We start from the raw sequence: 13,443 nt of genomic DNA on the forward strand, positions 1-13,443 counted from the left end.
AATATGATAATATGATGTTGTAATATTTTGAATAGAAAGAAATAAGTAGTTGCTTATATTTTGTTTGTTTTTTGCGCAGGAATCTTTTATAATCTTTTATGCGAACATAAGTTCTGCTTTTGGAAAGAAGTTTATGTGAAATGGAGAGGGTGTTTTATGTATCCTGAAGTCATTAAAAAGATGGCATTTTCAAAAGAGCATAGAGATTTATTATTGAAGCTATATAATAAAGAAATTACACGTCGTGAATATGATCGACTTGTACAATCGCTATATAAACCTTCTAAAGAGGTTTGTGGGGGATAGAAATGGGGGAGACAATCTAATAGATTGTCTTTTTTAAATTTATGTATGTTCTGATAAAATTAAGGTTAGCCTTACTAGGGAGGTGAAAAGATTGCGGAAACGTTTATATATAGGGATTGGAGTTATCTTCTTAATCGCTTTAGGTGGAATTGTATTTTGGTCAGCTTTACAAGGAAACCGTACAGAAAATTTTATTTTAAGACATATGGTGAATGAAAATGGAACGCTGGCCACGTATCGTTTAGTAGATACTAAGGCAGGTACGGGTGAAGCAAAGGGACGTGAAGCTTTATCAGAATCGGCGGGATTATGGTTACAATATACACTTGATAAAGATGACCAGGCGTTATTTGATGAGCAAGTAAAGGTTATTCAAGATAATTTCATATATAAGAATCATATCGTTTTATGGAAACTCTCTGAAAAGGGAGAGAGGCAGTCAGCTGCAAATGCACTTATAGATGATCTTCGTATTATAGAACAATTATATCGTGCTTATGAAATGTATAAGGAAGAGCGTTATAAAAATCTTGCCGATCAATTAAGTGATGCTGTACTTCGTTATAATAAAAAAGATAATTATTATGTTGATTATTATGATGCAGATGCAGGGAAACAAAATAATTTTGTAACAACATCATACATAAATCCGCGTGCATTCTCCTATATGAAGAAGTACGGAAAAATTTCTGCTCAGCAATATCAGGAAGTTGTTCAATTTTTAGCAGATTATCCAAGGCATGGCTGGGCATTCCCAAAAGAGTATAAAGAAGATGGTACATTTACGTACGATAAAGAAGTGAATCTTATTGACCAATCATACGTTGCATATCATCGGAGTTTAGGAGGTCTTTCATCAGCTGCTTATTTGGAATTTATAAAGAAGAAGTTCCAAGAGGATGGAAAGCTATACGGTCGTTACAATTTAGAAACGGGAAAACAAACTGTGAATTATGAATCGCCAGCCGCTTACGGACTAACGATTTTGTACGTACTACAAACAGGTGATACAAAGTTTGCGAAGGAATTGTATGATCATATGTCCACATTCCGAAATGACAACGTATTTAGTAGATATTACGGTGGATATGTAACAGGTGAAAATAATAATACACATATTTTTGATAATGTACTACCACTTTTAGCTGAAATGGAATTAAAAAAGAGTGAACAATAAAAGGTGCCACCATATGAGGGTGGCAACTTTTATTTGTTCATATAATTTTGCGTCCTAATATTAGAGAAGTAGTCAATCACGAATTCACGGAATTGCTGAGCTGTTTTTGATAAGTAGCGTTTTTTTGACCAACTTAATCCGATAGTTCGCTGACAAGTGGGTTCAATAATACGCAACTTGCTCGATGCTAAAGTAGAGTTTTTTAATAAAGTTAAACTTGGAACAAAAGCGATGCCGAGACCTTGCTTAATGAGGTCGCTAATCACGGTCGGTTCATCTACTTCAAAAGCAATATGCGGAGTGAAACCAGCTTCTTTACAAAATTCATCCGTTAAGTGCCGAAATCCATAGCCAGTATTCATACTAATAAACGGTTCGTCTTTTACTTCATGCAGGTGGATATTTGCTCGGCCGGATAAACGGTGACCTGAAGGGACAACTAAGAAAATTTCTTCTGTAATAAGTGGTTCCCAAACAACCTCCTCACCTTCAATTGGCACAGAGGAGATACAAAAGTCAATTTCTATATTATCTAGTTGTCGTTTCATAGAAGGAGTGGATGCAAGAAATTGTTGGAACCGAACGTTAGGATGTTCTATTAAAAAAGAGCCAAGTAGTTCTGGTAATATTCTCGGAATAGAAACGGCCAGTGTAATAGAGCTTTGTTGTAATTCGGCTAAATCTTTAATTTCTCGTTCTCCTTCGCTTAATTCATGAAAAATACGCTCTACTCGTTTCAAAAATACTTTTCCGAAAGAATTTAAAGTAATCTGTCGACCTTGGCGATCAAATAAAGGGACGCCTAAATCCTTTTCGAGTCTAGCTATTGTTTTGCTGAGTGAAGGTTGTGCGATATGCAATTCTTCAGCTGCCTTTGTCATATGTTCTAGTCGTGCCACTGTCTGAAAGTATTTTAACTGGAGCAGTTCCATTTCGAGTCTCCTTTCTATAGACCAAAAGGAATGAATTAATAATTAAAGATGTATTATACAGTATGGAAAGTGACGTGTATAGTAAATCTGTTAAACCATTCTAATGGTGTTAAATTCGGAGAAGGAGTATGTTTCATGAAGGGAATTCAACTTGTATTTAAAGATTGGAAAGCGATGTGGCACCATAAACATGGACGTATCGCTTTAATTTTTTTATTAATCGTTCCGTTAATTTATTCAGGATTCTTTTTAGCCGGATATTGGGATCCGTACGGAAAATTAGATAAATTACCTGTTGCGGTTGTGAATTTAGATAAAGGTGCTGCGATGGATGAGAAAACAATTCATGCTGGAGACGATTTTGTAAAAAATTTAAAGGAGAATAAAGAACTGGCTTTTCATTTCGTATCAGAAAAAAATGCTGATGAAGGGCTAAAAGAAGATAAGTACTATATGGTTGTTACGATTCCAGCTGATTTCTCTAAAAAGGTAAGTACACTTATGGATGAGAAACCAGAACCAGCACAATTGCAGTACAAAGTAAATCCGGGTAAAAACTTTGTAGCAGCGCAAATTGGAACGACAGCTGTTGAAAATATGAAAACAAAAATTTCAAATAGTATTACGAAATCTTATACAGAAGGTGTGTTTTCAAAGTTTCAAGACTTAGCACAAGGGTTGAGTGATGCAAGTAATGGTGCTGGGAAGTTACATGAAGGAACGACAGATGCAAGAAATGGGGCAAATCAGCTTGCAGATGGTATTCATCGTTTAAGTGACGGGACATCAAAAGTGAAAGAGGGAAGTGAAAAACTTGCTTCTAGCAAATCAGCCTTAACTGACGGAGCGAATGAGCTAAGTCAAGGAGCAACTTCACTTCATAGTGGTATGGAATTACTAGCACAAGGTGAAAAAACGTTACAATCAGGGGTTAGTGAATTAAGTGCTGGTACAAATGAATGGGTGAGCGGAAGTGAGAAGCTTGCTGAAGGCCAAGTAAAAGCGGATGGTGCAGCTAATAGTATAAAACAACAATTAGAAGAGTACGTGAAAAATCATCCAGAAGTGCAGCAAGATCCCGCTTTTCAAAAAATTGTTGCTACGTCTGATGGACTAGCTAAAGCAACAAATACTTTAAATAATAGCCAACAACAATTGACACAAGGTGCGAAGAAGATTGCTGACGGTCAACATAAGATTGAAGAAGGCATGAATACATTCGGAGTTAAGTTAAATGAAGCTACTGCTGGAACGAAAAAGATAGCAGATGGTGCATCGAATTTGGCTGATGGATTTACGAAGTGGGGAAATGGATTTACATCATTACAAGAAGGTGTAAATCAACTTGCGAGTGGTGGAACGGAGCTGAATAACGGTGCTGGTAAATTAACAAATGGACTTGTTAAACTTGATGATGGTGCGAAAGAACTTTCTACGAAATTGGGAGAGGGCGCAGAGAAGATAGCGGATGTTCGTAATGATGATGCACGTAATACGATGTTCTCAGAGCCAGTTCAGTTAGTGAAGTCAACAGTTTCTGACGTTCCTAACTACGGTTCAGGCATTGCACCATATTTCCTATCGCTTGCATTTTATGTTGGCGGAATTATGGCATCGAATATTTTACCGCTTGGCCGCAGACAAAATATGAAGGTAAGCGGAACGGTACATTTTATTAATAAACTAGGATTGGTATATTTAATTGGACTTATTCAAGCGCTACTCGTAGATGTAGTTGTGCTAGGTGTTATGAAATTAGAAGTCGCAAGTGTGCCACTCTTTGTTTTATCAAGTATTGTGATTTCCTTTACGTTCATGACATTTATTCTTATGCTAGTAACAGTATTTGGTCTTGTTGGAAAGTTCTTAGCGGTAACGCTTCTTGTCCTGCAATTAGCGACGAGCGGAGGTACTTTCCCAGGAGAATTAAATATAGCTGTTCTTAGTAAAATTGGACAGTTTCTCCCAATGTCTCATTCTCTTAGAGGATTACAAGATGTTATCTCTTTAGGAGATTGGTCGCAATTACAAATGCAAATTTTAATATTGTTATGTTATCTCGTTGTTGCCGGTGGAATTGCTTGGATCACGAGCCATATACAGCATAGAGAAACGAATGTAGAACAAGTTTCTTAAAATGAAAGAAGCTATCCAATTTTTTCGGATAGCTTCTTTTTTATTTACGTTCCATTACTGCAAAGTAATTATTTTCATTATCAGCAAAGTTGAATGCTCTACCAGTAGGTAAATCTACAACCTGTCCAACTGTGACATTTTTCTCAGAAAGATCTTTATATAGACGGTCTAAGTCATTTGAGAAGAACATAAGTGAAGGTGTATTTAGGTTTAGTTCAGGTTGCATCTTCGCGATTAACGCTTTATCGTGAAGGACGATGCTTGTTCCTGCTTCTTTCGCCGGTGCAATTTCAATCCAGCGGAAGCCATTTCCGTTATTTTCTTCCGCAATGATTTGGAACCCTACTTTTTCTGTCCAAAATTGTACTGTTTCGTCTTGGTTATTTACATATAGCATAATTTGTCCAACTTGATTAATCATAGGTGTCTCTCGCTTTCTCTTTATATGCGTATCATTATATCAAATATATGGCTTGAATAGTTTTTTATGATTTTTTCGGAATACAACCTTCGTCCATTTCATCTTTGTTGTAGGAGAAGGACCTGTAATCCAAGTATGAAATGGTATTGTGCTACAAATGACCATTGTTGAAATAGAGATAATAGCCGTTAACACAAATAGTAATAGGCTATATAATATAGTATTTTCTTGCAGTGTGAATAAAGAAAGAAACTTTGTACATAGTTGCAAGAAGAATAAATGAGCTAAATAAGCACCATACGTGTAATTTCCAATGAAACGTAACGTTTTATATAAGAAACCACGACGCTGTACTATCATAATAGATAACACATACAGTATGATAATTTCGCATACGATATATAAAAACATAGATGGTTTTAAATAGGTAGAAACAGTTAAATGAATAGAGTTTGCTCCGTAAAAACTAAACAACTCATAATTGATGAATAAAAATAAGATGAAAAATAATATTGTTATAAGCGGGATATGTTTCATGACGAATAGACGCCAAGTTTTTAGTGCTACAGCGGCAATGCCGCCCATAACGAAATAGAATGAGTAGAATAGAAATGATCGATCTGTATAATGTAAAATTGTTGAACTTGTTAATTTTTCTCCATTAAAAATATAGTGAGAAGAGAACCACATTAATAGAAAATATAGGCAAGCGAAAAAGGTCATATATTTATATATGTCTTTTTTATTTTCTGTTCGTTTTTGAAACCAATAAAAAAGTGTGCATAGTAAAGGGAACAATAAGTGAATTTGGAACATCATAATAACGTACCAAAGATGGGGCGCGGCTGTTCCGAGTAATAAACTTTTTATTCCGCCTTGTAATGTAATAAGATCATTTGTTGTTAATAAGTAAAGAATAGACCAAAAGAAATAAGGAATGAGTAAGTGTGTCGCTTTTTCAGAAATATATTCTTTATATACTAATTGCTTCGTATAGTGACGAATTAAGTGAAATCCAACGATAAATATGAATGCTGGTGCTGAGAATTTTGCAAGATTAAATAGCATGCCCATAATGAGGGATTGCTCAAGTAAGACATTTCCTTGATTCATTGTATATAATTAAGGAACTTTGCAAAACAACAGCGAGAAATGCAATGCTTTGCAAAACTTTAAATTCTGGTGCGCTTTGAGTCATTATTTCCATCTCCTTTTCCATACATGATTATAGTACGGAGAATGGATAATGGATGTGGAATATTTGTGAAGATTGTAACAAATTTGTGGCGAGAGGAGATATCAACTTATCAACAAATAACGACAAAAAGAGGATGCTCTAAACGAGCATCCTCTTTCTATCTATTAAGCAAATTTGTTTTTGATCCAATTCTTACCTTCTACAAGGCGAGCTGTCATTACCGCACAAGCGTTATCTGCTGTTACGTTTAACATCGTTGCAGGTGGATCAATGATTGTACTAATTGCTGCGATAATTGGCAGTGCTTCTGGCGGGAAACCGTATAGAGATACGATTAACATTTCACCGATCATACCGCCGCCTGGAATAGCACCCATTACTGTTCCTACTAATAGAGAAACAACAAGTGCGATTGCTAATGTTTTCGGTCCTTCGAATTCCATGTTGAAAATACCGAATAAGAAAGCAATTTTTAATACGCCACCTAAAACAGAGCCGTCTTTATGAAGTGTAGAACCAAGAAGGACAACTGTTTCACGAACGTCTGAAGAAATACCCATTTTCTTCGTTGCTTCTAAGTTCGCTGGAATACTTGCGGCACTACTACAAGTTGCAAGTGATGTAACTGTAGGAGAGACCATGTTCTTCCAAAATACTTGTACACCTTGTTTGCGACCTGCAAGGTATGCATAGAACGTGAAGAATACAAAGAAATAAATTAGAGAAGCTGGATAGTATACCATTGCCGCTCGGAAGTAAGTTCCAAGAAGTTGTGGTCCGAATTCACCAACTAATGCTGCGAAGTAAGCAGCAAGTCCGATTGGGGCGTAGTACATAATGAAAGATACAACCTTCATTGAAATCTCTGCACCAGCTTGTAGGAATGTAGCGAATGGTTTTCCTTTTTCGCCAACTGCTGAAGTTGCAATCCCCATTAAGATAGAGAAGAAAATAAGAGCTAACATATTTTCACGAGATAGTAACTTCGAGAAGTCAGATACTGTTAAAATACCGACGATTTGATCTGCAACACTAACAGCTTTGCCGGCTTTGTCAGGTTGTGTTAGTTCTAGTACAACACCTTGTGCTGGCGGGAATACTTTCACGACAATAATCATAAAAATAGCAGCTAAAATACTTGTAAATAAGAAAGTCCCAGCCATACTAGACATAATTTTACCGAAACGTTTTAATCCATCCATATTGGCAATAGACGATGCGATGCTAAAGAACACTAGAGGTACAACAATCGTAAACATTAAGTTTAAGAAAATGTCACCAAGCGGCTTTAAAGCAACTGCATCGGCACCCATGAAATAACCAATGAAACCACCAATTAGGATAGAAGATAATAAAATAAGTGGAAAGCGATATGCCTTCATAAATATATCCTCCTATCAATAAAAAAATTCATACTGAATCATTATAGCGAGTTAGAGTCCTCTTTACTAGGAGAATACGGATAAATGGAATAGCGTGAAAACCAAGAAATTTTTGTTTTTAAGCTCGGCATACAGCAGGAAATCTAGACATATATATTTGTAACCTAGTGGTGGCAAGGAGTGCACCATAATTTAGGTAGAGAAAAAAGGGGAGGGAAGCGGGATGAATATTTTACTTTGCTGTGCAGCGGGAATGTCTTCCAGTTTGATTGTTACAAAGATGGAGAAAGCAGCAGAGGCAAGAGGGATAGAAGTGAAAATCTGGGCAGTATCAGGTTCTGAAGTGAATAGTCATATTGATAAAGCTGATGTCCTTTTACTTGGACCGCAAGTACGTTATTTATTACCGAAAATGAAAGAATTATGTAAAGATAAAGGGATACCTGTTGATGTCATTCAATCCGTTCATTACGGACTTTGTAATGGAGAAGCTATCTTGCAAGCAGCTTTGTCAATGAAACCATGAGGAGAGTGGGATAGATGATACGGTTTTTAGAGAAGTACGTAATGCCGGTAGCAGGGAAGGTTGCAGAGCAGAGGCATTTGCAAGCAATTCGAGATGGAATTATTTTAACGATGCCTTTCTTAATTATTGGATCGTTTTTCCTTATTATTAGTGCACTGCCGATACCCGGATATAACGAGTTTATGGCAGGTTTGTTTGGTGAGAATTGGCAGAGAGCTTTAGGGTATCCAGTTAGTGCAACTTTTAATATAATGGCTTTAATAGCTGTTTTTGGAATCGCTTACAGGCTTGGAGAGTATTATAAAGTGGATGCTTTAGCATCCGGGGCATTGTCGCTTGTGACGTTTTTACTTGCGACTCCATTTCAAGTTGCATATATTATACCAAGTACAAAAGAGAGTGTACTTGTAGAGGGCGCTATCCCAGCAGCATTAATGGGAAGCCAAGGGTTATTTGTAGCAATGATTATTGCACTTATATCTACTGAACTTTATCGATTTATTGTACAAAAAAAGATAATTATAAAGATGCCAGAGACAGTTCCACCAGCTGTCACGCGTTCATTTGCCGCACTTGTTCCAGGATTTATTGTTGTAACAGTTATTTGGATTTTACGCTTAATTATAGAAAATACTTCTTTTGGCAGTATCCATAATATCGTAGGACAAATTTTACAGGAACCACTTAGTGTACTTGGTGCTAGTCTTTGGGGCGCAATAATAGCAGTTATTCTCGTTCATGTTCTTTGGTCGTGTGGAATTCATGGTGCTACTATTGTTGGTGGTGTAATGAGCCCCGTTTGGTTATCGTTAATGGATCAAAACCGAGTTGCTTTTCAAGCTGGGCAAGATGTACCAAATACGATTACGGCACAGTTTTTTGATTTATGGATTTATATGGGCGGTTCTGGTGCAACGCTTGCTCTAGTTGTTGGAATGTTACTATTTGCACGAAGTCAACAATTAAAAAGTTTAGGGAGATTGTCAATTGCGCCTGGTATATTTAATATTAATGAGATGGTAACTTTTGGTATGCCGATTGTGATGAATCCACTTTTACTAATTCCATTTATATTAGTTCCAGTTGTGTTAACAATTGTTTCTTACTTTGCAATGGAATGGGGATGGGTCGCACGTCCGAGTGGGGCCGCTGTACCTTGGACGACACCTATTCTTTTTAGTGGATATTTAGGATCGGGCGGGAAAATTTCAGGTGTTATTTTACAACTTGTTAACTTTGCGCTAGCATTCTTCATTTATTTACCGTTCTTAAAAATATGGGATAAACAAAAACTGGCGGAAGAAAAGGGGGAGTAAAGAACTACAATGGATACGATAGAGACGAAAGCTTTTCATTTAATCTTGCATGGGGGAAACGCGAGAAGTTGTTCAATGGAAGCAATTGATTGTGCGAAGCGTGGGGAGTTTACAGAAGCTGAAGCTAAATTACAAGAAGCACTAGAGGAATTAAAAGAGGCGCACCGTGTACAAACGGAGCTTATCCAGAAAGAAGCTGGTGGTGAAAAGACCGAAGTTACTCTTTTAATGGTACACGCGCAAGACCATTTAATGAATGCAATTACGGTGAAAGAATTAGCGAGTGAGTTTGTAGAGTTATATAGGAAGATGTCGGTGGATGAATGAACCTTGCTTATGCAAGGTTTTTTTATGTATATGCCTGTACCATCAGTGGAATGTTCATCCCACTGATGGTATTTACAATCCTCCTTTTCTCGGATGAGTAAGAGTTATAATTAATCGACAGTAACAATTTCTCCTATACCACGAATTAATTTTTTTATATGCATCTCATTTGGTTTTAATATACTTACGATATAATCAATCGCTATTTGCGGTTCAACGGTCGTACCGCAAGTATAACAGTCGATGGCTGCAAAGTTTTTTTCTGGATAAGTGTGAATAGAAAGGTGACTTTCTGATAGTAAAACTAAAACAGTAACACCATGCGGATCAAATTCTTTTGTACTTACGTTTAAAACGTGGGCACCAGATTGATCAGCAGCGTTAACTAAATGATGTTCTAAAAAGTACATATCATCTAATAGGGAAAAATCCACTCCCCATAAATCCACTATTATATGCTTGCCAAAGGTAGAGTATTCCATAGGGCAGCACTCCTTACTATTAATATCGTCAAAACTTCATTTCCTGTTTGTAGCATTGATGTAAGATAAGATTTGATTCTGAATTTAAAAGAGCGAGGTTACGTTGTTCTAGATGTTCTTCTTTAAATTGAAATAAAGGAAAAAGAATAGCAGGTAATGTTCGAGGAGTTGGTACTACATATAATTGTTCAATTTGATCGAGTACATGTGCAGAATTAGCAGCGATATGAAATCCCCAATCAGTTCCGAAAGAAGGGACTATTGTATGATAACTCTTCACAGTTAATCCAGCGTGTTCAATTGTATTACCGATACTCCAATATACTAGAGGTGCATCAGCAGGTGAATTAGATTGACAGACAAAAGCACCATCTTTTGTTAAGAATGTAGCTATACGAGCAAATAGTTCGCTTGTATATAAAGTACTTAACAACTCTGTCGCTGGATCTGGAAAATCAATAATGATTACATCGTATAAAGATGAAGGTGAATTTAGAAATTCTTTTGCATCGCATACGTGTGTATTTACACGATTATCAAAAAATGCACTTTTGTTTAAAGAAACTAATTCTGGAACATTACGAGCCATATCAATCATCGATCCATCTAAGTCAACAAGGTCTACATGTAGTACAGTTTCATATTTTAAAACTTCTCGCAGGGCAAGACCATCGCCACCGCCTAATATGAGAACACGTTTTGGATCAATTACTTTTGACATAATTGGATGTACAAGTGCTTCATGATAAATTTGCTCATCGACGGAGCTGAATTGTAGTTGCTTGTCCAAGTATAAGCGAACATCGTTTACTTGGACTAAATTAATATTTTGGTAATTACTCTTTTCTTTAAATAAATTTGTATGTTCACCAGCTTGTATTTCTTTTAAAGAAATTTCATCCCATACATCTAAGTTGTGTGAACTTGTTTCTATTATGGGTTCCAACTGTTCTTGTTTATTTTGTTTTTCCTGTTTACCATGTTTGTCTTGCTTATTTTCTGTTTCCTGCTGTTCTAGTTTAATTTTGTCAGAGTCTAATTCAGAATGCTTACCTTTTTTATAGCTTGTTATTCTATAAATCTTTATTTTGCTTTGTTTTCTATGTTTTGGCATAGGAATCCCCTTTCGAATTGTGTTATTTTATTCTATTTTATGTAATTTAGTAGAGTTTGCTTGGACAATAGAATAGATAGAAGACTGAGCTCAAGAAAATGTTGTTTTTTACTAGATTTCTACGATAAAAAAATTTTTTAGTGTTTTTTCATATTAAACATAACTAGACAACTAAACACTAATCTATTTTCATACAGTTATGTGTTAAAAGCGTGTTGTTTTATAACACACTGTGTGTTTTTTGGACGACACACTAATTGAAAGCGTTAACACACAAAGAAAAAGCTCGAAAAAGCACTGATTTTAGTGGTTTTAAAAAGTTGGCACGCTAATTGCATTAATAAATAACGTAAAGAAAAATAAATAAAACATAAATTTTTTATACTACACAAGGGGGATTTTCAAATGAATATTTTATTATGTTGCTCAGCAGGGATGTCTACAAGTTTACTAGTTACAAAAATGGAAGCGGCTGCAAAAGCTCGCGGTCTAGAAGGAAAGATTTGGGCTGTATCTGGGGATGCAGTAAAAACAAATATCGATCAAGCAGATGTATTATTATTAGGACCACAAGTTCGTTACATGCTTTCTTCAATGAAAACGCTTGCTGATGAGAAAAACGTTGGAATCGACGTTATCAATCCAATGCACTACGGCATGATGAATGGAGAAGCAGTTTTAGATCATGCATTAACACTTAAAAAATAATTAGGGGGGAAGCGAAATGCAAAAATTTATTGCATTTATGGAGAAGTACATGGTTCCGATTGCTGGTAAAATCGGGTCGCAACGTCACTTAGCTGCGATCCGTGACGGATTTATTGCAGTTATGCCACTTATTTTAGTGGGTTCTATGGCAGTACTAGTTAATGGTTTACCAATTCCAGCATTCCAAGATTTTATGAAAGATTTATTCGGTGAAACTTGGACACAAATTGGTGGTGGCATGTGGACAGGATCCTTTGGGGTATTAGCTCTGATGGTTGCGGTTACCACAAGTTATAACTTAGCAAAATCTTACGGTGTTGATGGATTGTCAGCTGGTATTATTTCATTTGGTGCTTTAGTTATTCTTACACCAACAACACCAAAAGAGGGCGGTTTAAACTTAGCTTGGACTGGTGCACAAGGTTTATTCGTATCATTAATTGTTGCAATCTTAGTTACAGAGGTATTTAGATTCTTCGTACAAAGAAACATTACAATTAAAATGCCTGACGGTGTACCACCAGCAGTAATGAAATCTTTCGCTGCGTTAGTTCCAGCATTTGTGATTTTAACAGGTGTTGCAAGTATTCAATTAGCAGTAAAACTAGCAGGTACAAGTGTTCATGAGTATATCTTTAATACGTTACAAGTCCCATTACAAGGTTTAGCGGGTACGTTACCAAGTGCAATTGTTATTGCATTATTAGTACATGTACTTTGGTTCTTTGGTTTACATGGTCCAAATATTGTTGGGGGTATTATTGAGCCACTTTACTTACCGGCATTAGAGAAAAATATTAAGTTATTCCAAGATGGTACATCTGCATTTGATGTTCCAAATATTGTTACAAAACCATTCTTTGATACTTTCGTATATCTTGGTGGTTCTGGTGCAACATTAGCATTCTTAGTTGTTGTATTAATTGTAGCGAAAAGTGCACAATTACGTGGTGTATCTCGCCTATCGATTGGGCCAGGTGCATTCAACATTAATGAACCAGTAATCTTTGGTACACCAATTGTTTTAAATCCAATTTTATTCATCCCATTCGTATTAACACCTGTTGTGTTAGTTATTACATCTTATACAGCAATTTACTTAGGATGGGTACCAAAAACAGTAGCGATGGTTCCATGGAACGTTCCACCAATTATTAGTGGATATCTTGTAACAGGTTTACATCCTTCTGGTGCGATTTTACAATTATTCAACTTTGTTATTGCAATGGCGATTTACTTCCCATTCGTTGTCGCATGCGATCGCTCAGTTATTCGTACTGAAAAAGCAGCACAAGGAAATAACAACTCTGTACCTATGTAACATAATAATTGTTCTCACAGACAACATGATCTGTGAGAACAATTACCTTTATATCATGTTCAAAAAGATGAAACTCATCTACAAGAACACCAAACTA

Annotated in this window: 13 protein-coding genes and 1 pseudogene; 8 read left to right on the forward strand and 6 right to left on the reverse strand. The window is 36.2% G+C overall.

The window, feature by feature from the left end; translation table 11 throughout:
• The first annotated feature begins 156 nt into the window (after positions 1-156).
• The gene (locus ACTFSL_RS20705) at positions 157-306 is read left to right on the forward strand and encodes a hypothetical protein (RefSeq protein WP_000283180.1); all 150 of its coding nucleotides are present in this window, start codon (positions 157-159) and stop codon (positions 304-306) included.
• Positions 307-397: 91 nt separating this feature from the next.
• On the forward strand, positions 398-1,483 hold the full coding sequence (locus ACTFSL_RS20710) for a transcriptional regulator (RefSeq protein ID WP_440042299.1): 1,086 nt from the start codon (positions 398-400) through the stop codon (positions 1,481-1,483).
• 29 nt (positions 1,484-1,512) lie between these two features.
• Here the strand turns inward: ACTFSL_RS20710 and ACTFSL_RS20715 are convergent, their stop codons facing one another.
• Complete coding sequence (locus ACTFSL_RS20715; RefSeq protein ID WP_440042301.1) at positions 1,513-2,415, reverse strand: LysR family transcriptional regulator; 903 nt, start codon at positions 2,413-2,415, stop codon at positions 1,513-1,515.
• Positions 2,416-2,550: 135 nt separating this feature from the next.
• On the opposite strand from ACTFSL_RS20715, the gene ACTFSL_RS20720 reads away from it, so the two are divergent.
• The gene (locus tag ACTFSL_RS20720; protein ID WP_440042302.1) at positions 2,551-4,551 is read left to right on the forward strand and encodes a YhgE/Pip family protein; all 2,001 of its coding nucleotides are present in this window, start codon (positions 2,551-2,553) and stop codon (positions 4,549-4,551) included.
• A 40-nt stretch (positions 4,552-4,591) separates the two neighbouring features.
• On the opposite strand, the gene ACTFSL_RS20725 is transcribed toward ACTFSL_RS20720, so the two are convergent.
• From ACTFSL_RS20725 to ACTFSL_RS20735, 3 genes and pseudogenes are all read right to left on the reverse strand, one after another.
• On the reverse strand, positions 4,592-4,972 hold the full coding sequence (locus ACTFSL_RS20725) for a VOC family protein (protein WP_000610162.1): 381 nt from the start codon (positions 4,970-4,972) through the stop codon (positions 4,592-4,594).
• A 39-nt stretch (positions 4,973-5,011) separates the two neighbouring features.
• A pseudogene (locus tag ACTFSL_RS20730) lies at positions 5,012-6,170 on the reverse strand (acyltransferase).
• Positions 6,171-6,334: 164 nt separating this feature from the next.
• Positions 6,335-7,552: a dicarboxylate/amino acid:cation symporter gene (locus ACTFSL_RS20735; protein ID WP_000649376.1), complete on the reverse strand. Its 1,218-nt coding sequence runs from the start codon at positions 7,550-7,552 to the stop codon at positions 6,335-6,337.
• A gap of 223 nt (positions 7,553-7,775) precedes the next feature.
• On the opposite strand from ACTFSL_RS20735, the gene ACTFSL_RS20740 reads away from it, so the two are divergent.
• From ACTFSL_RS20740 to ACTFSL_RS20750, 3 genes are read left to right on the forward strand one after another with little or no spacing between them, the layout of a single operon-like run.
• The gene (locus tag ACTFSL_RS20740) at positions 7,776-8,078 is read left to right on the forward strand and encodes a PTS sugar transporter subunit IIB (RefSeq protein ID WP_001023543.1); all 303 of its coding nucleotides are present in this window, start codon (positions 7,776-7,778) and stop codon (positions 8,076-8,078) included.
• A gap of 14 nt (positions 8,079-8,092) precedes the next feature.
• Positions 8,093-9,394 carry a PTS cellobiose transporter subunit IIC gene (celB, locus tag ACTFSL_RS20745; RefSeq protein WP_000617789.1) on the forward strand — a complete coding sequence of 434 codons (1,302 nt, stop codon included), beginning with the start codon at positions 8,093-8,095 and terminating at the stop codon, positions 9,392-9,394.
• A gap of 9 nt (positions 9,395-9,403) precedes the next feature.
• Positions 9,404-9,721, forward strand: coding sequence for a PTS lactose/cellobiose transporter subunit IIA (locus tag ACTFSL_RS20750; protein ID WP_000379645.1), 318 nt, complete (start codon positions 9,404-9,406; stop codon positions 9,719-9,721).
• Positions 9,722-9,831: 110 nt separating this feature from the next.
• Here ACTFSL_RS20750 and speD read toward each other — a convergent pair whose 3' ends face one another.
• Complete coding sequence (gene speD / locus ACTFSL_RS20755; RefSeq protein ID WP_440042303.1) at positions 9,832-10,203, reverse strand: adenosylmethionine decarboxylase; 372 nt, start codon at positions 10,201-10,203, stop codon at positions 9,832-9,834.
• A 28-nt stretch (positions 10,204-10,231) separates the two neighbouring features.
• Positions 10,232-11,317 carry a polyamine aminopropyltransferase gene (locus tag ACTFSL_RS20760; RefSeq protein WP_440042304.1) on the reverse strand — a complete coding sequence of 362 codons (1,086 nt, stop codon included), beginning with the start codon at positions 11,315-11,317 and terminating at the stop codon, positions 10,232-10,234.
• Positions 11,318-11,722: 405 nt separating this feature from the next.
• On the opposite strand from ACTFSL_RS20760, the gene ACTFSL_RS20765 reads away from it, so the two are divergent.
• Positions 11,723-12,025, forward strand: a complete 303-nt coding sequence (locus ACTFSL_RS20765; protein WP_001023567.1) for a PTS sugar transporter subunit IIB — start codon at positions 11,723-11,725, stop codon at positions 12,023-12,025.
• Positions 12,026-12,041: 16 nt separating this feature from the next.
• Entirely contained in the window at positions 12,042-13,346 is a 1,305-nt protein-coding gene (celB, locus tag ACTFSL_RS20770; protein WP_001168855.1) for a PTS cellobiose transporter subunit IIC, read from the forward strand.
• Positions 13,347-13,443 lie beyond the last annotated feature (97 nt).

Source organism: Bacillus cereus group sp. MYBK108-1 (assembly GCF_051917185.1).
In the GTDB taxonomy this organism is placed as follows: domain Bacteria; phylum Bacillota; class Bacilli; order Bacillales; family Bacillaceae_G; genus Bacillus_A; species Bacillus_A cereus.

Excerpts from the sequence above, each read along its gene's own strand:
- ACTFSL_RS20705 (WP_000283180.1), top strand. The coding sequence starts at position 157 with ATGTATCCTGAAGTCATTAAAAAGATGGCATTTTCAAAAGAGCATAGA.
- ACTFSL_RS20715 (WP_440042301.1), bottom strand. The coding sequence starts at position 2,415 with ATGGAACTGCTCCAGTTAAAATACTTTCAGACAGTGGCACGACTAGAA.
- ACTFSL_RS20720 (WP_440042302.1), top strand. The coding sequence starts at position 2,551 with ATGAAGGGAATTCAACTTGTATTTAAAGATTGGAAAGCGATGTGGCAC.
- ACTFSL_RS20725 (WP_000610162.1), bottom strand. The coding sequence starts at position 4,972 with ATGATTAATCAAGTTGGACAAATTATGCTATATGTAAATAACCAAGAC.
- ACTFSL_RS20735 (WP_000649376.1), bottom strand. The coding sequence starts at position 7,552 with ATGAAGGCATATCGCTTTCCACTTATTTTATTATCTTCTATCCTAATT.
- ACTFSL_RS20740 (WP_001023543.1), top strand. The coding sequence starts at position 7,776 with ATGAATATTTTACTTTGCTGTGCAGCGGGAATGTCTTCCAGTTTGATT.
- celB (WP_000617789.1), top strand. The coding sequence starts at position 8,093 with ATGATACGGTTTTTAGAGAAGTACGTAATGCCGGTAGCAGGGAAGGTT.
- ACTFSL_RS20750 (WP_000379645.1), top strand. The coding sequence starts at position 9,404 with ATGGATACGATAGAGACGAAAGCTTTTCATTTAATCTTGCATGGGGGA.
- speD (WP_440042303.1), bottom strand. The coding sequence starts at position 10,203 with ATGGAATACTCTACCTTTGGCAAGCATATAATAGTGGATTTATGGGGA.
- ACTFSL_RS20760 (WP_440042304.1), bottom strand. The coding sequence starts at position 11,317 with ATGCCAAAACATAGAAAACAAAGCAAAATAAAGATTTATAGAATAACA.
- ACTFSL_RS20765 (WP_001023567.1), top strand. The coding sequence starts at position 11,723 with ATGAATATTTTATTATGTTGCTCAGCAGGGATGTCTACAAGTTTACTA.
- celB (WP_001168855.1), top strand. The coding sequence starts at position 12,042 with ATGCAAAAATTTATTGCATTTATGGAGAAGTACATGGTTCCGATTGCT.